General features: G+C 63.3%; 15 protein-coding genes. 11 read left to right on the top strand and 4 right to left on the bottom strand.

The window, feature by feature from the left end:
• Positions 1-3: 3 nt before the first annotated feature.
• Positions 4-1224 (bottom strand): winged helix-turn-helix domain-containing protein, encoded by a 1221-nt coding sequence (locus QTL98_RS12245; protein ID WP_445678763.1) that lies wholly within the window; start codon positions 1222-1224, stop codon positions 4-6.
• Between the two features lie 114 nt (positions 1225-1338).
• Here QTL98_RS12245 and QTL98_RS12240 point away from each other — a divergent pair, with 114 nt between their 5' ends.
• The 8 genes from QTL98_RS12240 (at position 1339) to QTL98_RS12205 (ending at position 10209) form a co-directional block, all read left to right on the top strand.
• The gene (locus QTL98_RS12240; RefSeq protein WP_445678762.1) at positions 1339-2109 is read left to right on the top strand and encodes a DUF899 domain-containing protein; all 771 of its coding nucleotides are present in this window, start codon (positions 1339-1341) and stop codon (positions 2107-2109) included.
• Positions 2106-2360 carry a hypothetical protein gene (locus tag QTL98_RS12235; RefSeq protein ID WP_445678761.1) on the top strand — a complete coding sequence of 85 codons (255 nt, stop codon included), beginning with the start codon at positions 2106-2108 and terminating at the stop codon, positions 2358-2360. Before QTL98_RS12240 ends, QTL98_RS12235 begins: the two co-directional genes overlap by 4 nt.
• Before the next feature lie 365 nt (positions 2361-2725).
• Positions 2726-3412, top strand: a complete 687-nt coding sequence (locus QTL98_RS12230) for an aspartyl/asparaginyl beta-hydroxylase domain-containing protein (protein ID WP_445678760.1) — start codon at positions 2726-2728, stop codon at positions 3410-3412.
• A 115-nt stretch (positions 3413-3527) separates the two neighbouring features.
• Complete coding sequence (gene tmpA, locus QTL98_RS12225) at positions 3528-4679, top strand: 2-trimethylaminoethylphosphonate dioxygenase (RefSeq protein ID WP_445678759.1); 1152 nt, start codon at positions 3528-3530, stop codon at positions 4677-4679.
• Positions 4679-5278 carry a (R)-1-hydroxy-2-trimethylaminoethylphosphonate oxygenase gene (gene tmpB, locus QTL98_RS12220; protein WP_510637572.1) on the top strand — a complete coding sequence of 200 codons (600 nt, stop codon included), beginning with the start codon at positions 4679-4681 and terminating at the stop codon, positions 5276-5278. Before tmpA ends, tmpB begins: the two co-directional genes overlap by 1 nt.
• Before the next feature lie 239 nt (positions 5279-5517).
• Entirely contained in the window at positions 5518-6963 is a 1446-nt protein-coding gene (locus QTL98_RS12215) for a DASS family sodium-coupled anion symporter (RefSeq protein ID WP_510637571.1), read from the top strand.
• Positions 6964-7166: 203 nt separating this feature from the next.
• On the top strand, positions 7167-9686 hold the full coding sequence (locus QTL98_RS12210) for an amino acid permease (protein ID WP_445678756.1): 2520 nt from the start codon (positions 7167-7169) through the stop codon (positions 9684-9686).
• Between the two features lie 106 nt (positions 9687-9792).
• Positions 9793-10209, top strand: a complete 417-nt coding sequence (locus tag QTL98_RS12205) for a GFA family protein (protein ID WP_445678755.1) — start codon at positions 9793-9795, stop codon at positions 10207-10209.
• A 12-nt stretch (positions 10210-10221) separates the two neighbouring features.
• Here QTL98_RS12205 and QTL98_RS12200 read toward each other — a convergent pair whose 3' ends face one another.
• The 3 genes from QTL98_RS12200 to QTL98_RS12190 form a co-directional block, all read right to left on the bottom strand.
• Positions 10222-11151 (bottom strand): hypothetical protein, encoded by a 930-nt coding sequence (locus tag QTL98_RS12200; protein ID WP_445678754.1) that lies wholly within the window; start codon positions 11149-11151, stop codon positions 10222-10224.
• A 395-nt stretch (positions 11152-11546) separates the two neighbouring features.
• Entirely contained in the window at positions 11547-12857 is a 1311-nt protein-coding gene (locus QTL98_RS12195) for an NAD(P)/FAD-dependent oxidoreductase (protein WP_510637483.1), read from the bottom strand.
• A complete protein-coding gene (locus QTL98_RS12190; protein ID WP_445678752.1) occupies positions 12857-14206 on the bottom strand; it encodes a glutamine synthetase family protein in 1350 nt (449 codons plus the stop codon). The genes QTL98_RS12195 and QTL98_RS12190 overlap by 1 nt, the downstream gene beginning before the upstream one ends.
• A 301-nt stretch (positions 14207-14507) precedes the next feature.
• On the opposite strand from QTL98_RS12190, the gene QTL98_RS12185 reads away from it, so the two are divergent.
• From QTL98_RS12185 to QTL98_RS12175, 3 genes are read left to right on the top strand one after another with little or no spacing between them, the layout of a single operon-like run.
• A complete protein-coding gene (locus tag QTL98_RS12185; RefSeq protein ID WP_445678751.1) occupies positions 14508-15158 on the top strand; it encodes a TetR/AcrR family transcriptional regulator in 651 nt (216 codons plus the stop codon).
• A 23-nt stretch (positions 15159-15181) separates the two neighbouring features.
• Positions 15182-16117, top strand: a complete 936-nt coding sequence (locus QTL98_RS12180) for a TAXI family TRAP transporter solute-binding subunit (protein ID WP_445678750.1) — start codon at positions 15182-15184, stop codon at positions 16115-16117.
• Between the two features lie 40 nt (positions 16118-16157).
• Positions 16158-18092: a TRAP transporter permease gene (locus tag QTL98_RS12175; protein WP_445678749.1), complete on the top strand. Its 1935-nt coding sequence runs from the start codon at positions 16158-16160 to the stop codon at positions 18090-18092.
• The last annotated feature ends 9 nt before the right edge of the window (positions 18093-18101 follow it).

Raw genomic sequence — 18101 nt, 5'->3', positions numbered from 1 at the left:
ATCCTAACCGCCGGAAAAAGGTGCCGGGAGTAACAACGCCGTCGCGAAACCGGGCAGCGGTGGCGTCGTCCAGCGCTGCGAGCGGCCACGGCCGATGCCGGTTACCTTGCCCTCGGCGGCCAGCTCCTCAAGAGCGCGCTGGATGGTGCGCTGGCTGGCGCCCATGGCAAGGGCCAGCGCCGAGCTTGACCAGGCTTCGCCATCGGTCAGCAGCGCCAGCAAGGTGGCATGTTCTTCCTCCACCGGCCGGGCCAGCACGATGATGCCGATGTCGCCAACGGGGGAGAGGATAAAGCCCTTGCCGGTTGCCTCTATATTGGCCACGCCCGACAGCAGTCGGCGCAGGCGGCCGATCTCGACGCGCAGGCGCGCCCGGTGGGACTCATCGACAAAACGGGCGCCGAAAGCGCGCGCAAGCAGGATGTCGCGTGGCACATCACCCGGCCAGGCTTCGCCCAGCGTGCGGGCGAGCGCAAACAGCACCGGGCGGCTGGCCAGCGGGATTTGTGTTGAGCCTCTGCGCAGCATGTTGCGGCAGGCGTCGATCACCAGGTGAGGGGCCGGGAGCAGGTCTTCGACCTCTTCCAGCACCAGTGGCCTTTCTTCACCGCGAGCAACAATTCGTGCTGCCGGCACATCTAGGGCGTCCCGCGCCAGCCCCACCTCTGCTTCAAGCGCCGGGATGCGCGCCCAGCGCGCCGCTTCTTCCGCCCGGCCGAGCGCTGCCCGGGCCTTGCGCGCCTCGATGCGCCGCATGGCAATTCCGGCAATGGTCAGCTCCAGCAAGGCGCGCTGTGCCGGGGGCAGGGCGGCGAGCTCAATTCCAGAGAGTTTCGCGTCTGCATCGTCGAGGCGGCCGATCAGCAGCAGCCGGCGCGCCTCCAGCAGGCGCGCATGGGCGGCGTTGGCGCGGTCGCCCGTCGTCTCCAGCACCTCGGCCGCTGCGGCGAGGGCCCGGGTAGGCCAGGAGAGATCGCGGGCCGCAAAAGCAACTTCAGCCTCGGCAACGGCGCAGCGCGCCCGGGCGAGCACTTCCTTCTGGCCGAAGCTGCGCCCGGCCTGCCGCAATAGCTGCCTTGCCCGTTCTAACTCACCGAGCTGAGCCATGGCGATACCGCGCAGGGCGAGGGCTGGCGCGTCTTCACGCAGCGCCACCCGGTTGAGCGCGGCCAGCGGGTCGCCCAGTGCCAGCGCGCGCGCTGCGGTCGTGATCAGCTGGTCCACCGGAATCCCGTCACACTTGTCACTCCCGGCCAGAGGGGCGCTCGACCCTAGTCTAACCCATGTCGCCGCGGCGGCACTCAGGAAGTCAAATACTGAAACTCAAGGAGAGTGACGATGACCACACACAAGACTGCGTCCCGTGAGGAATGGCTGGCCGCCCGGCTGCGACTGCTGGATGCGGAAAAGGCGCTGACCCGGCAGAGCGATGCGATTGCCGAAGAGCGTCGCCAGCTGCCCTGGGTCAAGGTGGAGAAGGATTACCGCTTCGACACCGAGGCCGGCGAGGCTTCGCTGGCCGATCTGTTCCAGGGGCGCTCACAGCTGCTCGTCTATCACTTCATGTTCGGGCCGGATTACAAGGCGGGCTGCATTTCCTGCTCGTCCATCGCTGACAGCTTCAATGGCGTTGCCGTGCATCTGGCCAATCACGACGTCATGCTGTGGGCCTCCTCGCTTGCGCCGCTGCCCAAGCTTCTGGGCTTCCGGGAGCGGATGGGCTGGAGCTTCCCGTGGGCGTCTGCCCACAGCGGTGATTTCAATTACGACTTCAACGTCTCCATCACCGTGGAGCAGCAGCGCATCGGCGGCACGGAGTACAATTACCGCCGCGGCAGTCATGCCATGACGGGCGCGAGTTTTCCGCCGGTGGTGGTGGAAAACGCAGCGCAGGCGGGGGCCGAGCTGGCGGCCTATGTGCGCGAGCGCCCGGGCATCAGCGCCTTCGTGAAAGAAGATGGTGTCGTCTACCACACCTATTCCGCCTATGCCCGCGGGCTGGACGGGCTCTGGGGCATGTATCAGTGGCTGGATCGCGCCCCGAAGGGCCGGAACGAGGAGGGCGTGTGGTGGCGCCATCACGACAGTTATCCGCAGGCCGCGGAATGACAGCCGCCGCCCCGGCAACCGGACGCCGCTTTTTTGCGGCGTCCGGTCTCGCAAACGGTCTCTGCCTTGCCGCAACCCCTGCCTTTGCGCTCATGGCGCTCATCACCTGGCATTATGGCGGCGCGATGGAGATGATCTGTTCCGGCGGGCAGGGGATCTTTTCACCGGGCAGTATGGTGACGATGTATGCGCTGATGAGCTTCTTTCATCTGACGCCATGGCTGAGGCTGCTTCGGCGCCCCGGCACCTGATGCCTGCAACGCCGGCGATTTCCCGAAGCGGAATTGCCGGCGTTTTTGTATCTCTACCCGCGATCCGGGCTGGAACTTCGTTGCCCGGAACTTCATTGCAAGGGCGGGCGTTGATCCTAAGCGCGCTGCCGATAACGCTGCAGCGGCTTTCTTTCGAGTTTTCCCTCCAGAGTGCCTGCCTTCCCCCGCGACATTTGTGATCCGCAACGCCTCTGCTGCCTGGCGTGGCATTTTGGTGTCGCCTTCCACAATTTTGTCATGTGGGTGCGCCAGTCTCTTTGGCCGCATTTATCGGCGGCCACTGGCTGCTGTAGAATGGCGCAAGGCTCTGATTATCCAGCACCCCTTTTCATCGAGGCGATGAGATGACACTCGTCTACGATCTTGGTTCCCGCGCTGTCCGCCGCGTTTTTGAAAAGCGCATCACGGCGCCGGCCATCCTGGACATGCCGACCTATTTTCCCAACGGAAACAAATTCACGGCGGCGTGGCGGGATATCCGCGACGAGGCCTTTGCTGTGAACCCGAACCGTATTCCGCGTTTCCACGACATCATGCCGGAGCAGGCGGACATCTCCGCCAATGACGGGCGCGACTGGCGTATGTTTGTGCTCAAGGCCTACGATGTCGGCATCCCGGAAAATCTGGAGCGCATGCCGGTGCTCGGCCGGTTGCTCGCCGAATGCCCGGAGGTAAAGTCCGCCGCCATCTCTTTCCTGGCGCCCGGCAAACATATCCCGGTCCATCGCGGCCCGTTTCGCGGCATCATGCGCTTCCATCTCGGGCTCGATATTCCGCGGCAGGAAGATGGCCAGCCGGCAACGCTCATGCTCATCAATAATGAGGAGCGGCGGATCGGCGACGGCGAAGGCATGCTGTGGGACGATACCTACCCGCATGCCGTGACCAACAATGCCGACAAGCCGCGTGTTGCGCTGCTGCTGGATGTGTGGCGTCCGCGCATGCCGCTCGACATGGAGCTGCTCTCCCGCATCATTCTGCGCGGCGTGCAGACCGGCATGCGCTTTCGCGGGGTTTCCTTCGCGGCGTGAGGGCTGCGGCAGATTTCCCTCCCGGTGTCATCATACCGATATCCGAACTTTGTGAAGATGGGGCAAGCGGCGCGGCAACAGCGCCGCTTGCCACCATTTTGCAAGGGAGCGGGGCATGGCAGAGCCGGCCGGGCTGGAGATCATCGATGACGGGCGCGCCATTGCCCTGACGTTGCCGGATGGCAGCCGCCAGCGCTTCCATGCCATCTGGCTGCGGGATAATGCCTGGGATGAAGCGACCCGCGCACCGGGCAATGGCCAGCGGCTGATCACGCTTGGCGACATTCCCGCCGATACGCGTATTGGCGCTGCCACCCGCGACGGCGGCCTGATCCACATCACCTTCCGGCCTGAAAACCGGACCATCGCCTTCGATCCGGCCTGGCTGGCAAGCCATGCCTACGATACCGTCGTTACCCGGAAGGCCGGCTGGCTGGCGCCCGGGATCGAAAGCTGGGATGCCAGCCTTGGCGACCGTCTGCCGGTTGCCGATTTTGCCGCGGTGGCTCGTGACAGGGAAGTCCTCGCCGGCTGGCTTGGCGGCGTGCACCGATATGGCTTTGGCAAGCTACTGGGCGGTCCGGCCGAGCCGGGGGCGCTTTTCGATGTCGTCGGGCTGTTCGGCTATGTGCGCGAGACGAATTATGGCCGGCACTTCGATGTACGCACGGAAGTGAACCCCACCAACCTCGCCTATACCGGGCTTGGTTTGCAGGCGCATACCGACAATCCCTACCGCGATCCGGTGCCTACACTGCAGGTCCTTTACTGCCTCGAAAATTCGGCCGAAGGCGGGGAGAACATGGTGGTTGATGGTTTTCGCGCGGCAGAGTGTCTGCGGGATGAAAACCCGCAAGGGTTCGATCTGCTGACCCGCTATTGCGCCCGGTTTGACTATGCCGGTAGCAGCGGTGTTGCCCTCAGCGCCCGGCGACCGATGATCGAACTGGCACCGGATGGCGAGCTGCGCGGCATCCGCTTCAATAACCGCTCCGCCGCCGCCATTACCGATGTGCCCTATGAGCATATGGCAGATTATTACGCGGCCTATCGCCGGCTGGGCGAGATCATCGATGACCCGGCCATGGAGGTCTCCTTCAAGCTGGCGCCGGGCGAGAGCTTTCTTGTCGACAACACCCGCGTGCTGCACGCCCGCAAGGGCTATTCCGGTGCCGGCTCGCGCTGGCTGCAAGGCTGTTACGCCGACAAGGATGGCCTGCTTTCCACCCTCAATGCCCTCGAGCGGCAAAGCCGGAAGGTTGCATGATGACGAAACCCTCCCCCGAAAGCCTGACGGCGGGCAATATCGTCGCTTTTCTCGGCGATATCTTTGCCCGCCGGGGCAGCAACGAATATCTCGGCGAGCCGGTGACCATCGGCGAACACATGCTGCAGGGCGCCACCATGGCCGAGCAGCAGGGCGAGCCGGAGATCATCATCGTTGCCGCGTTGCTGCACGACATCGGCCATTTCACCAGCGAGTTCGGCTCGTTTTCGATGGAAGATACGAAGGACCGCTACCATGAAGAAGCGGGTGCCCGGGTGCTGGAGCGTTTCTTCCCCGGACTGGTTGTCGATTGCGTGCGCTATCACGTCGCCGCCAAGCGCTATATGTGCGCAACCGATCCGGCCTATTTCGGCGAACTGTCCCCGGCCTCCGTTCACTCCCTGAAGCTGCAGGGCGGGCCGATGAGCGCCAAGGAAATTGCCAGCTTCGAGCAGAACCCGAATTTCCGCGAGATCGTGCGCGTGCGCCTGCTGGATGATGCCGGCAAGATCGTGGGCATGGAAACGCCGGGCTTCGGTTATTTCGCTCCCATGGTCCAGCGCATCGTCGATGCGCATCAAAGGGCACTTTCCTCCTGACCGATCCCCGGCCAGATGCCGGAACAAGGGCGGCCAACCTTTCGGTTGGGCCGTGCCGGCTTTGCCGGGCATGATTGAGATCAATGCGTTAGCGGGGAGGGGGGAGTAGCCAGCACCTGTAGCGGCAAAGGCCTCCGGCACCGGATTGGGGGTGTGCCGGGAAACTGCAGGAGCCGGTTGTGAGCAGATTGGTTGAGGACGTCATTCTCTATTTCCGGCGCACGGTGCCGTTCCGCCCGATGCCGGCCGCCATTACCACGCTGGTACTGGTTGGTCTGCTGCTGGTGCCGGTGCCGGACGGGCTTACGGCAAAATCCTGGGGGTTGGTGGCGATCTTTCTCACCACCATCGTCGCCATCATCCTCAAGGTCATGCCGATCGGTGTGATGGCCATGATGGCCATCGTCATCGTCTCACTGTCGCAGGTGACGGCGGCAACCTCCTCCAAAGCGATGGCCGATGCGCTCGGCAGTTTTTCCAGTCCGCTGATCTGGCTCATCGTTGTCGCCATCTTCATCTCGCGCGGCCTCAAGAAGACAGGCCTCGGCAAACGCATCGGCCTGTTGTTCATCTCGCTGCTGGGTCGCCGGACGGTTGGGATCGGGTATGGTCTTGCCGTCTGCGAGCTGGTGCTGGCGCCCTTCATGCCCAGCAATACCGCGCGCGGCGGCGGCATCGTGCATCCGATCATGAAGTCTATCGCCCAGGCTTTCGGCTCAGACCCTGCCGACGGTACGGAGCGCCGGATGGGCACCTATCTGTCGCTGGTGAACATGCATGCCAACACCATCACCTCAGGCATGTTTGTTACTGCGACGGCACCCAACCCGCTGGTCGTCGATTATGTGGCCCGCGTAACCAACATGAACCTGCATCTCAGCTGGACCAGCTGGGCGCTCTATATGCTGCTGCCGGCACTCACCTGCCTGCTGCTGATGCCGCTCGCCATTTCTTTTCTGGCACCACCCGAAGTGCGCAAGACGCCCGATGCCGTCGGATATGCGCTTGGCGAACTGCGCAAGCTGGGCCCGGTCAGTGGCGGCGAATGGGTGATGATCGTAACCTTCGCCGTGCTGCTGCTGCTCTGGGCCAATGTGCCGGAAATGATCTTCGGGCCGGCCTTCAGGCTGGATGCGACGGTGGTCGCCTTTATCGGGCTGTTTGCCCTCATCATCACCGGAACCATCAGCTGGGATGATGTGCTGGCGGAAAAAAGTGCGTGGGATACGCTGGTCTGGTTCGGCGCGCTGGTTATGATGGCCGAGCAACTGAACAAGCTCGGCGTCATCGCCTGGTTTTCCGGCGGGCTCAAGGACGGCATCGTGGCCGCCGGGCTCAGCTGGCAGGCGGCAGCGGCTATTCTCGTGCTGCTGTTTGTCTTCAGCCATTATCTGTTCGCCAGCACGACCGCCCATGTCAGCGCCATGATGCTGGCCTTCCTCACCGTCGGCGTGCAACTCGTCCCGGCGGAATATCAGGTGCCGTTCCTGCTGATGATGGTTGCCGGCTCCACCATCATGATGGCCCTCACGCATTATGCCACCGGCACATCGCCGATCATTTTCGGCAGCGGTTATGTCAGCCTCGGCACCTGGTGGCGGGTCGGCTTCATCATGTGCGTGGGAGAGCTGGCCATTTACGCCATCCTTGGCGGCGTCTGGTGGAAGATTCTCGGGCTGTGGTGACGGCCGGGCTGCCATGAATTTTCCGGCCGCCGACCGAAGAAAGAGCCGCCAAGTTTTGTAATGACATCAGCTTTGTAGTGGATTTTCCCGTTCTTCGGGAAAAAGATGGGCGTGGTCATGGTTGGCGCGCCCATCATCCCCGGTACGCAGCAAGGGATGATCGTCGCAACCCCGCGATGGAGAAGCTCGTGGCAGCAGCCGGGATGAGAACAGGCCGTCTGGGCACTTTTGGCGGCGTGTTCACGCCGAGCATCCTGACCATCCTCGGGCTCATCCTTTTTCTGCGGCTCGGGTACGTGGTGGGCGCCGTCGGCCTCGGCGAGGCGCTGCTGATTATCCTGCTCGCCAGCACCATCTCCGTCCTCACCAGCATCTCCATGGCGGCGATTGCGACCAATCTCGAGGTGAGGAGCGGCGGCGTCTATTACATCATCTCCCGGACGCTCGGCCTGCCCTTTGGCGGGGCTATCGGTCTGGTGCTTTATGTGGCGCAGGCCATTTCGGTCGGCTTCTATTGTGTCGGTTTTGCCGAGGGGATCGCCAGTCTTGCCGGACTGGAAGGCGGTTATTTCCAGCAGCTGATCGCTGCCACCGCGGTCTTCGTGATGCTGGCAATCGCGTGGTTCGGGGCGGAGTGGGCAACCCGCGTGCAATATGTGGTCATGTCGCTGTTGGCGGCGGCGCTAATCTCGTTCGGGATCGGTGCGCTCAACCACTGGAACCCTGCCACGCTTTATGAAAACATGGGGCCGGTGCGCGACTGGGGAGATTTGTGGATCGCCTTTGCGATCTTTTTTCCGGCGGTGACCGGCTTTACCCAGGGCGTCAACATGTCGGGCGATCTGGCCGATCCGGCCCGCAGTATCCCCCGGGGCACAGCCATGGCAGTCGGGCTGTCGATCGTCGTCTATCTCTCCGTTGCCATTCTGCTGGCTGCCACGCTGCGCCGGTCTGACCTTGTTGCGGACTATGGCGCGATGAAGCGCGTGGCCGCGTTCGCACCGCTCATCGATGCCGGGATTGTGGCGGCTACTCTTTCTTCGGCGCTGGCCTCCCTGCTCGGGGCGCCGCGTATTCTGCAGTCACTGGCAAAGGATCGTGTGTTTTCCTGGCTGTTGCCCTTTGCGGAAGCGGGGCCGGATAACAATCCGCGACGGGGGCTGATCCTGACGGCCGGCACTGCCCTTGCCATTGTCGCGCTGGGGAACCTCAATCTGATCGCCGCCGTCGTCTCGATGTTCTTTGTCGTGACCTATGGCCTGCTGAATTACGCCACCTATTTCGAGGCGCGGGGCAAAAGCCCTTCCTTCAGGCCGAGCCTGCGCCTCTATCGGCCGTGGATCAGCCTGCTCGGCGGCCTCTTTTCGCTGGGCGTCATGCTGGCGATCGACTTTACATCCGGCCTTGTTGCGCTGGCCGTCGTCTTTGCCATCTACCAGTATCTTAGGCGCGGCGCAGTTGCGGCCAGATGGTCGGATGGCCGCCGGTCCTACAATCTTCAGCTGGTCCGTGAGCATCTGCATGAGGCGAGCTCCCGGGCGGAACATCCGCGAGACTGGCGGCCGCAGATTCTTGCCTTTTCCGATGACGGCGTGCGCCGCGGGCGTCTCCTTACCTTCGCAAGCTGGATCGAAGGCCACTGCGGGCTCAGTACCGTTATCCGCATCATCGAGGGCAAGGGCAGGTATGCCCGGCGGGCACGCGATCAGGCCGAGCTTGACCTCGCCCGCGATCTTGCGGCGATGAAGCTCACGGCCTTTCCGCTTGTCGTAATGGGCCCCAATATCGATACGGTGGTGCCAATCGCCATCCAGTCGGCCGGCGTCGGCCCTACCAGAATAAATACCGTGCTGGTCAACTGGCCACGCCAGCAGGTGACGGACACATCGGCGCCCGAGTACCAGCGCTTCTTCCGGAATTTGACGGTTGCGTCGTCGCTGGACTGCAACCTGCTGATTTTTGATTCCGACGAAGCCGTATGGCAGGCGCTTGAAAATACGCCCCCCGCCGCAAGGCTGATCGATATCTGGTGGAGCGACAACCGCACCGCCCGATTAATGCTGGTGCTGGCCTATCTGCTCACCCGTAACGACCCGTGGCGGCACGCGAAGATCAGGTTAATCGTGGCAGCACGGGAGGGTGAGGAAGAGGCCCTGCAAGCGCGGGCCGAGGCCGTTTTGCGCCATGTGCGGATTGCCGCGGAAGTGTTGGTCATTTCACCATCGGATAGTCAGGCTGAGGCCATCGTCCAGAGATCGACCGAAGCTTCCATCGTCTTTCTCCCGCTGGGCTTCCGCCGGCAGCAGTTTGTCGACTGGTTTGGCAATGACATCGCCCGGATTCTGCCGCGGCTGCCAACCTGCATCATGACGATGGCGGGGGAAGAGGTCGATCTGTCGGCTGATCCGGACCAGGGCGAGGATAGCTCTCGCGCGGCCGCGCTTGACGCTTTGGATGATGCGGTACGTGCCTATGCAGCGGCCGAGCGTGCACTCAGGAAAGCGCAGGATAGCTTCGAGCAGAAAGCGGCACGCCCAAAGGACGACGAAACTGAAGGGGAAGAGGCAGGTGAGGACACTGGGCCTTCCGAGGCCGTACAGGAGCTGGATGTCCTGAGGGCGGCCTTGATAAATGCGGAGGGCGCGCTGGATGAGGCCCGCCTGAATGCGGTTGAACTCGGCATCCTTCTGCCGGCCGAAGAGCCGGAGCAGGGCCCGCCTTAAAGCACCGGCAGCGGCTTTTCCTGGGTATGATTGTCCGGGATGCTTTTGATGGCCTGCGGGCAGTGAAGGAAAAGCCGCCTGCGGTGCCCGATGAGGGAGAGCGGTCATGGAGAGTGAAGCCTATAGAGGTGGCTGCGCCTGCGGAGCGCTGCGCTACGAGATTGCAGCAGAACCCCTGATGTCCGGCCATTGCCAGTGCCGGGATTGCCAGCGCGACAGCGGCACCGGCCATGCGTCACAGATGGCCTTTCCGCTGGCGGCCGCGAAGATTTCCGGTGAAGCGTCCTTCTGGCACAAGGCGGCCGACAGCGGCAACATCATCGCCCGGGCCTTCTGCCCTACTTGCGGATCGCCGGTTTATTCAACCAATCCCGCCAAACCCGATCTGATCTTCATCCGGGCCGCGAGCCTTGACGAGCCTGCCCGCTTCAGGCCGCAGATGGTGGTCTGGACACGAAGCGGGCAGGGATGGGACATCATCGATCCGCAGTTGCCGCGGTTCGACACCATGCCGGGATTTTGAAATTCCGGCCGGTCAGGTGCTCGCCCAGTAGGCATCCTCCTCGTCATCGCGCTGCCGGCCGGCGATAACCGCGGCAATGCTGGCGATGAAGGCGCCGATGATCAGCGACAGGGCACCCAGCAGCGCGAAGGTTGCGCCGGCCTTGCGGGCGCTATCGGCTGCTTCCTTCGCCTGGGTTATGGCGATGTTGATGCGGCCCGATACAGCATCGATCCGTGCCGTGGCGTCGGCATCGGAAAGGCCGGTGCGGGCGGCGACGAGCTGGCTGAGATAGGTCTTGTCCTCCGGTGTCATTCCGCCAGCCGCCGCACTTGCAACAAGGATGCGCGAGGCTTCCCGGCTTGCCGCTGCGTCGGCGGCCACTCCGGCACTGGTGTGCAGGGCGGCAAGCTGGCCGGGATTGGCCGGACGGAAGAGGGTGTCGACGTAGTAGGACATGGGCCCGGTCCGGCCGCCGATATCGGCGGTACCATCAACGCTGATGCTGGCAGGTGCACCCGCAGCCACCGTTGATGCCGCCTTGATGCCGGTACCGGCGGCGGAAGTCAGCACGGAGCCCAGTACATAGACGACGATCAGCGTTGCCAGCGCCCAGGAAAGGAAGCCGTGGGCGGTATAGCGAAAATAGCTTTCGTCGCTGTGGATGTCCGACCAGCGGGTGCGCAGGCGCCCGGCCAGATAACCGCCGACAGCGGCAGAGAGCCACTGCACGATAACCAGCCAGATAGCGGTCGAAACCGCAAAGGTGGTGACGCTCGCGCTTTCATTGGCCCAGGGCGACACCATGGTGAGGCCAAGGCCGGAGCCGAGCAGCATGAGGATGAAGGTGAGCGTAGAGGCGGCGAGAGCGCCGGCAATAATGGCTCCCCAGCTGACGGCAGGTAGCGCCGGCTCGGCGGGGAACATGATTTCCGTTTCCGTTGGAGGCAGTGTGACTGACATCCCGGCCTCCTAATGCATGAACAGGGCGAGCAGGATGATGACAGGGATTGGAACCCCCAGAAGCCAGAGCAGGATGGCGCGACCCATGGAAACCTCCCTCGGTTTTAAGGCTGCGGCCTCAAGCGACGTTGATGTCGGGATGGCAGGCAATAGCTCACCGGCCTGCGAACGCAGCCGTTCGCAGAAGGAGCGGATTGCAAGACCCGTCAGGCGCTACAAGGCACGGCTGGAGGCTGCGCTTGCCTTCCGGTGAGGCGCGCGCAGCGGACAGAACAGGAACTGTTGGCCGTCTCAAAAGTTCCCGCCGGACGTGTGCTCTGGTGTTGGCAGATCTCCGGCGCATCGGCCCGATGACGGGCCTGGGGCCGCGCTGAGCTGTTCCTGATTAAGGTCGCTCAGATGCCGAGGCGGTCGCGCAGCGCATACCACCAGGCGCCAGCCATGGAGTAGGGCACACGCAGCATCCGGCCGCCGGGGAAGGGGAACCACGGCACTTTCTCGAACACGTCAAAGCGTGTGCGGTCGCCGTCGATGGCTTCCGAAAGGATGCGGCCGAAGGTGTGCGAGCCGGTGACGCCATGGCCGCTGTAACCATGGGCAAAATAGGTGTTGTTGCCGATACGGCCCATCTGCGGCACGCGGCTGAAGGAGAGGGCAAAGTTGCCGCTCCAGGCATAGTCGATGCGCACACCCTTCAGCTGCGGAAATACCTTCACCATGTTCGGCCGCAACCGGCCTTCGATATCACTGGGGTCGGTGCCGGAATAGACCACGCCGCCGCCGAAAAGCAGGCGTTTGTCGGCAGAGAGGCGATAATAGTCGAGGATGTAGCGCACATCTTCCACGCAGGCATCGCTGGGCATCAGGCTCTGGGCACGCTCTTCCCCCAGCGGCTCGGTGGCCATGATCTGGGTTGAGACCGGCATCACCCGGGTGGCGAGCTGGGGGACGACACCGCCCAGATAGGCATTTCCGCACAGAACCAGCGTTTTGCAGGTCATGGTGCCGTCGCGGGTCTCGACAAGCGGCGCGGCAAGCTGGGTGTCCACATGGATGACGGGCGAATTTTCGTAGATGGTGCCGCCCAGATTCTCGAATGCCGCCGCTTCGCCAAGCGCCAGATTGAGCGGATGCATATGGCCGCCGGAATGGTCGATGACGCCGCCGGCATAAACATCTGAATTCACGTGCGCGCGCAGCTGCTGCCGGTCCAGCATTTCCTGATTGCGGATGCCGTAACTCGCCCAGAGCTGCAGCCGCTCTTCCAGCTCGCGCATGTGGGCGTCGGTATAGGCAGTGAAGATGTTTCCGGGTTTCAGGTCGCAGCTTATGTCGTAGGTCTTGACCCGCTCGCGGATGATCTCGCCGCCCTCCTGTACCAGCCCGGCGACGAAACTGGCAGTATCGGCGCCATAGCGTTTGCGGATGGTCTGCAGGCTGGCATTGAGGCCGTTGACGACCTGCCCGCCATTGCGGCCGGAAGCACCCCAGCCCACGCGGGCGCCTTCGATGATCGCGACCTTGTAGCCCTTCTCGGCCAGATGCAGGCCGGTCGACAGGCCGCTGTAACCGGCGCCGACAATGCAGATATCGACACTATGGCTGCCCTTGAGCGGCGGGCGCTCCGGCGACGGGTTGGCGCTGGCAGCATAATAGCTGGTGGTATGCGGGGTCGGGCCTGTTGCCGCGAAGGGGCGACTGGTCATCACACCACCTCCAGATAGGTGTCGTATTCGAAGTCGGTGACCTGGCGGGCAAAACGCTGCAGCTCCTGGATCTTGCACTGGACCAGCATGGTTTGCAGGCGCTTTGAGTAGATCTTCTGCACCAGTTTGCCGCGGCGGAATGCTTCGATGGCGGTTGCCCAGTCGAGCGGCAGATGGTCCAGCTTCATGCTGTAGGCATCCCCGCCGATGGGAGGAACCGGCTCCATCTGCTCGTCGATGCCGACAAGCGCGCCGCCCAGAATGCTGGCCAGCACCAGATAGGGGTTGGCATCGGCACCCGCCACGCGGTGTTCGATGCGCCGGGCCTTGGGACTTCCGCCGGGGATGCGGATGGCCGCCGTGCGGTTTTCATAGCCCCAGCCGACGGAGGTGGGGGCGTGAGCGCCCGGCAGCAGGCGGCGATAGGAGTTCTCATGCGGGGCGAAGGTAAGGGTGTTCTCCTGCATCGTCTCCAGGAGGCCTGCCACCGCATTCAGCATCAGCGGCGTCCCTTCCGGGCCGCCATTATCGAACAGGTTTTTCCCGTTCTCGTCATTCAGCGAGAAATGGACGTGAAAGCCGCTGCCGGAGCGCCCGCCATAGGGTTTGGCCATGAAGGTGGCGGCAAAGCCGTGTTTGCGGGCGATGCCCCGCACCAGCCGCTTGAACAGCACCGCATCGTCCGCCGCCTGCAGCGCATCGGCGACATGGGTCATGTTGATTTCAAACTGGCCGGCACCGTTTTCGGAGATCGCAGCATCGGCCGGAATGCCCTGTTCGGCGCAGGCGTCATAAACCTCGTCGAGGAATTCATCGAAATGCTGCAGCTCATCCAGCGACAGCGCGCCGTCCGAACTCAGCCGCTTGCCGGTAACCGGAGAGCTGGGTGGCTGCGGCTGGGTTCCGCTGGGGTCATAGAGATAAAATTCCAGTTCGGTGGCGACTACGGGCGTGAGGCCACGCTCCCTGTAACGCTCCACGATGCTTGCCAGCGCCCGGCGAGGGTCGCCGCCGAAAGACTTGCCGTCTTCCTCGCGCATCCACAGCATCGCCAGCGCCGAAGGCCGGCTGGTCCAGTTGATGAGCACGATAGGGCGGCCGGTGAATTCGCAGATACCGTCGGCATCGCCGGTTTCAAACACCAGCTCGTTGCCCTCGATGTCCTCGCCCCAGACATCGAGATTGAGGATCGACAGGGGCATTCGCAGACCTTCACCCAGAACTTTGGCCGCTTGCTCCACCGGCAGGCGCTTGCCGCGCATGGTGCCGTTGAGATCACAAACACAGGCGAACACGGATTCAATGTCCGGCCGTTCCTGCAGCCAGTTATCCAGATTATCTGCTGACACCTTGGCGCCTCATCGTAGTGGACGGAAAGCGGGTTGTGGCCATCATACTCCAGTAACGAATTTTTTGGTGTGCCAAACGCTTTGCGAATATTTCCCGGTTTTCCGGCTGCGGCCGCCTTTAGTTTTGTCTGTGCCGCCGCCGGTTTGATGGAAGTTTGACCGGCGTCTCACCTCCACGTAGGCACTGCCCCCTGGTCGGACATGAAAGCGGTTTGCCCCGGTCCCTTCGCTTCAGCCGCGCTTGACTCATTTTTCAATTTGTACAAACGTACAAATAAGTTGTTCAGATGATAAAGAGACCATGCGCGCCAGCCTCAGAGATGCCCTGTTCGAAGCCGCGGTGAAGCTGTTTTCCCAGAATGGTTTCAATGCCGTTTCCATGCGCGATATCGCCAAGGCGGCGGGCGCGAATGTCGGCAGCGTCACCTACCATTTCGGCTCCAAGGCCAATCTGCTGCGCGAGATTTACGAGCGGCACACAAGGCCGATGAATGCCCGGCGTCTTGAACTGCTGGGCGAGGCAAGGCGCATCAGCGATGCCGACGAGCGGCTGATGGCCATCCTGCGGGCCTATGTGGTGCCGGCCTATCTCTCCTCGACCGAGGGTGATGGCGGCGGCGCCGAGTTCACACGCATGCGCGCCATCCTGTCGGCCGAAGGCAATGACGAGGCGCGGCGCATCATCGCCGAGGCGTTCGACGAAACCAGCCACATCTTCATCGACGCCATTGCCGGCTGCCTGCCGGGGGCGCCGCTGGAAGGGCTGGTGTGGCGCAGCCAGTTCCTGCTCGGCGCGCTCTATTACGCCCTCATCAATCCCGACCGTGTGACGCGTCTGTCAGGCGGGGCGGTGGATGGCAGCAACAAGGAGGCTGCCGTCGAGCATCTGGTGGAAGCGAGTTACGCCAGTTTTCGCGGTCTTGTGGCGGAGGGGCTTCGTCTGACCGGATAAATCAAAACCCCTGGGAGGAAATAATGAAAATAACAAAATTGCTGATGGCTGCCGGACTGACGGCGGCCCTCCTCAGTGCGCCTGCGCATGCCGAGGAGCGTATCTCGATCGGCACCGGCGGCACCGGCGGCCTGTTCTACATCATCGGCGCCGGCATGGCCGACATCATCAACAAGCACATGGACGGGGCGACCGCACGCGCCGAGGTTACCGGTGCGTCGGTGGAGAATATCCGCCGCGTGGCTGCCGGCCAGATGACCATCGGCCTTTCATCCTCCTCCACGCTTTATGAAGCCAGCGTGGGCGAGGGGGTGTTCAAGGAAAAGCTGCCGGTCTCCGCCATGGCCTATCTCTATCCGGCCGTGCTGCAGATCGCCGCGCTCGATGGCAGCGGAATCAAGACGATGGCCGATCTTGCCGGCAAGCGTATCAATCTCGGCCCGCCCGGCTCCAACTCCGCCGTGCTCGGCCAGCGCCTGCTGGAAGCCGAAGGCGTGTTTGACGCCGGCAAGGCGCAGTTCCTCTCCTATAACGAGGGGACTGACGCGCTGATCAATGGCCGGGTGGACGCCGCCGTTATCCTGGCCGGTGCGCCGACCGCGGCCTTCATCGATCTCAGCACGCAGCAGAACATGCACCTCCTCTCCGTCGACAAGGACAAGGTCGAGGGCATGATCAAGAAGTATCCCTTCTATCAGCTCTTCGACATCCCGGCGAACACCTACAAGGGCCAGGGCGAAACCGTGGTGGCCATCAACGATCCGGCCACGCTCTTCACCATCGGGAGTGTCCCTGCCGACACCGTCTACGGCATTACCAGGGCTATCTTCCAGAACCTCGATGAGCTGCACGGTATCCACCCGCAGGCCAAGGCCATCACGCTGGAGACGGCAACCCATACCCCCATTGCCCTGCATCCCGGTGCCAAGCGCTTCTTTGATGAAGCCGGCGTCAAGTAACGCCCGCTTCAAGGACTAAAAAGCGCGAACGGAGGAAAGTATGTCTGGCGCCCTCAAAGCCCTGCGCCTGCCGGATGCCGCTATTGGCAGCCGGGAGGGGGCAGTTGTCTCGACACTCTATTGTCTGCTGGCTCTCTTCATCACCGCCCTGGTGATCTACGGGGCCTATTTCGGGGGCATCACGGCGCTGCTCCTGCGTTCGCTCTTTTTCTCGGCTGTCGCAGCGGCGGGGCTTTCGGCCATCGCCCTGCGCTACCGGCTGCTTCCGGCGCGGATTATTCTCTACCTGCTTGCCATTGCCGCGGCCATTCCCGGCCCCTGGCTCTGGCATTCCTATCTCGACATCATCATGAACGGGGCGATGTCCACGGCGGTGGACCGCTGGATATTCGTTGGCCTGCTGGTGGCCGTGCTGGTGCTGGTGCGGCTTTCCATCGGCTGGGCGCTGTTTCTCGTCTCCGTGGCCGCGCTGCTCTACGCCTATTTCGGTTATCTCATTCCCGGCAAATACGGCCATGGCGGTTATGACATCGCCCGGCTCACCTCAACGCTCATGCTGTCGACAGAAGGCTTCTATGGCGTGCCGATGGGCGTGGCGGTGGAGTACATCTTCCTCTTCGCGCTGCTCGGCACGCTGCTGATGAAGGTTGGCACCGGCGAGGTGTTCGTCGATATCGCCCGCGGCCTCACCGGCCGTGTGCAGGGTGGGCCTGGCCTTTCCGCGGCGCTTTCCAGCGCGCTTCTTGGCACCATCAATGGCAGCGCTGTTGCCAATGTGGTGACGACCGGCACCTTCACCATTCCGCTCATGAAGCGGGTTGGTTATTCGGCAACCCTTGCCGGCGCCATTGAGGCCGCAGCCGCCTCGGCGGGCCAGATCCTGCCGCCGGTCATGGGGGCAGCGGCCTTCCTGATGGCGGAAATTCTGGGTGTGCCCTATGGCCAGATCGCGCTCGCCGCGCTGGTGCCTGGCCTGCTCTATGTACTGGCGCTGATGATCTCGGTGCGGCTGGAAGCCGGGCGCCTCAACCTTGCGGCGGACCGCGATGCCGGCATCCAGCTGCTGTTCTCGACGCTGCGCCGCCGGGGTTATCTGCTGCTGCCGCTGGTCGGCCTCGTGGCGCTGATGGCGATGGGGCTGACGCCCACCCGTGCGGCCGTCTATTGCATCGCCTTTTCGCTGCTGATCTCGCCCTGGCGGAAGGATACCCGCATCGGCCTTGTCAATATCATCAGCATCTGCCGCGATACGCTGCGTTCCACCTTGCCGATCGTCGCAGCCGTGGCTGCTGCCGGTGTGGTGATCGGTGTGCTGAACCTCACCGGCCTCGGGCTCATGCTCTCCAGCCTCATTCTGGAGCTGGGCGGCAACAACATCTTCATCATCCTGCTGCTGACGGCGCTGGCCTCCTTCGTGCTCGGCATGGGCCTGCCGACCTCGGCAGCCTATCTGCTGCTGGCGGTGCTGGTAGCACCGGCACTGACCAAACTCGGCCTGCCGGCCATCTCTGCCCATATGTTCATCTTCTATTATGGCCTCGTGTCGGCCATCACGCCGCCGGTGGCGCTGGCAGCCTTTGCCGCCGCCAGCATCTCCGGTGCCAATGCCAATGCCACGGCGATGGAGGCGGTGCGGCTGGGTTTCGTGAAACTGCTGGTGCCGTTCCTGTTCATGACCATGCCGGGGCTGCTGATGATCGGCACGCCCCTGCAGATCGCGCTGGCGATCATCCTGGCCACGGTGGCGGTCAGCGGGCTCAGCATCGGCTTTGCCGGCTGGTTCGCCCGGCCGCTGATGGTCGTGGAGCGGGTCGTCTTCTGTGCCGGGGCCTGCCTCGTTGCCTGGCCGGCACCGGTGGATGACGGGAGCGCATTGACGCTCATCGCCCGGGCGGCGGGCCTTGCCATCCTGGTGCTGGGGCTCCTGCGCTTCCTGCGCCCGGCCAGCCACGCTCCCAGAACGCAGCACCCGTAATCATCGAAA

Origin of the sequence: Radicibacter daui, assembly GCA_030657355.1 — a bacterium.
In the GTDB taxonomy this organism is placed as follows: domain Bacteria; phylum Pseudomonadota; class Alphaproteobacteria; order Radicibacterales; family Radicibacteraceae; genus Radicibacter; species Radicibacter daui.
Note: the sequence above shows the minus strand (reverse complement) of the source record. Positions and strands in the feature narration are given on the sequence as shown.

Coding starts and splice junctions, on each gene's coding strand:
- QTL98_RS12240 (WP_445678762.1), top strand. CDS start 1,339: ATGACCACACACAAGACTGCGTCCCGTGAGGAATGGCTGGCCGCCCGG.
- QTL98_RS12235 (WP_445678761.1), top strand. CDS start 2,106: ATGACAGCCGCCGCCCCGGCAACCGGACGCCGCTTTTTTGCGGCGTCC.
- QTL98_RS12230 (WP_445678760.1), top strand. CDS start 2,726: ATGACACTCGTCTACGATCTTGGTTCCCGCGCTGTCCGCCGCGTTTTT.
- tmpA (WP_445678759.1), top strand. CDS start 3,528: ATGGCAGAGCCGGCCGGGCTGGAGATCATCGATGACGGGCGCGCCATT.
- tmpB (WP_510637572.1), top strand. CDS start 4,679: ATGACGAAACCCTCCCCCGAAAGCCTGACGGCGGGCAATATCGTCGCT.
- QTL98_RS12215 (WP_510637571.1), top strand. CDS start 5,518: ATGCCGGCCGCCATTACCACGCTGGTACTGGTTGGTCTGCTGCTGGTG.
- QTL98_RS12210 (WP_445678756.1), top strand. CDS start 7,167: ATGAGAACAGGCCGTCTGGGCACTTTTGGCGGCGTGTTCACGCCGAGC.
- QTL98_RS12205 (WP_445678755.1), top strand. CDS start 9,793: ATGGAGAGTGAAGCCTATAGAGGTGGCTGCGCCTGCGGAGCGCTGCGC.
- QTL98_RS12200 (WP_445678754.1), bottom strand. CDS start 11,151: ATGTCAGTCACACTGCCTCCAACGGAAACGGAAATCATGTTCCCCGCC.
- QTL98_RS12195 (WP_510637483.1), bottom strand. CDS start 12,857: ATGACCAGTCGCCCCTTCGCGGCAACAGGCCCGACCCCGCATACCACC.
- QTL98_RS12185 (WP_445678751.1), top strand. CDS start 14,508: ATGCGCGCCAGCCTCAGAGATGCCCTGTTCGAAGCCGCGGTGAAGCTG.
- QTL98_RS12180 (WP_445678750.1), top strand. CDS start 15,182: ATGAAAATAACAAAATTGCTGATGGCTGCCGGACTGACGGCGGCCCTC.
- QTL98_RS12175 (WP_445678749.1), top strand. CDS start 16,158: ATGTCTGGCGCCCTCAAAGCCCTGCGCCTGCCGGATGCCGCTATTGGC.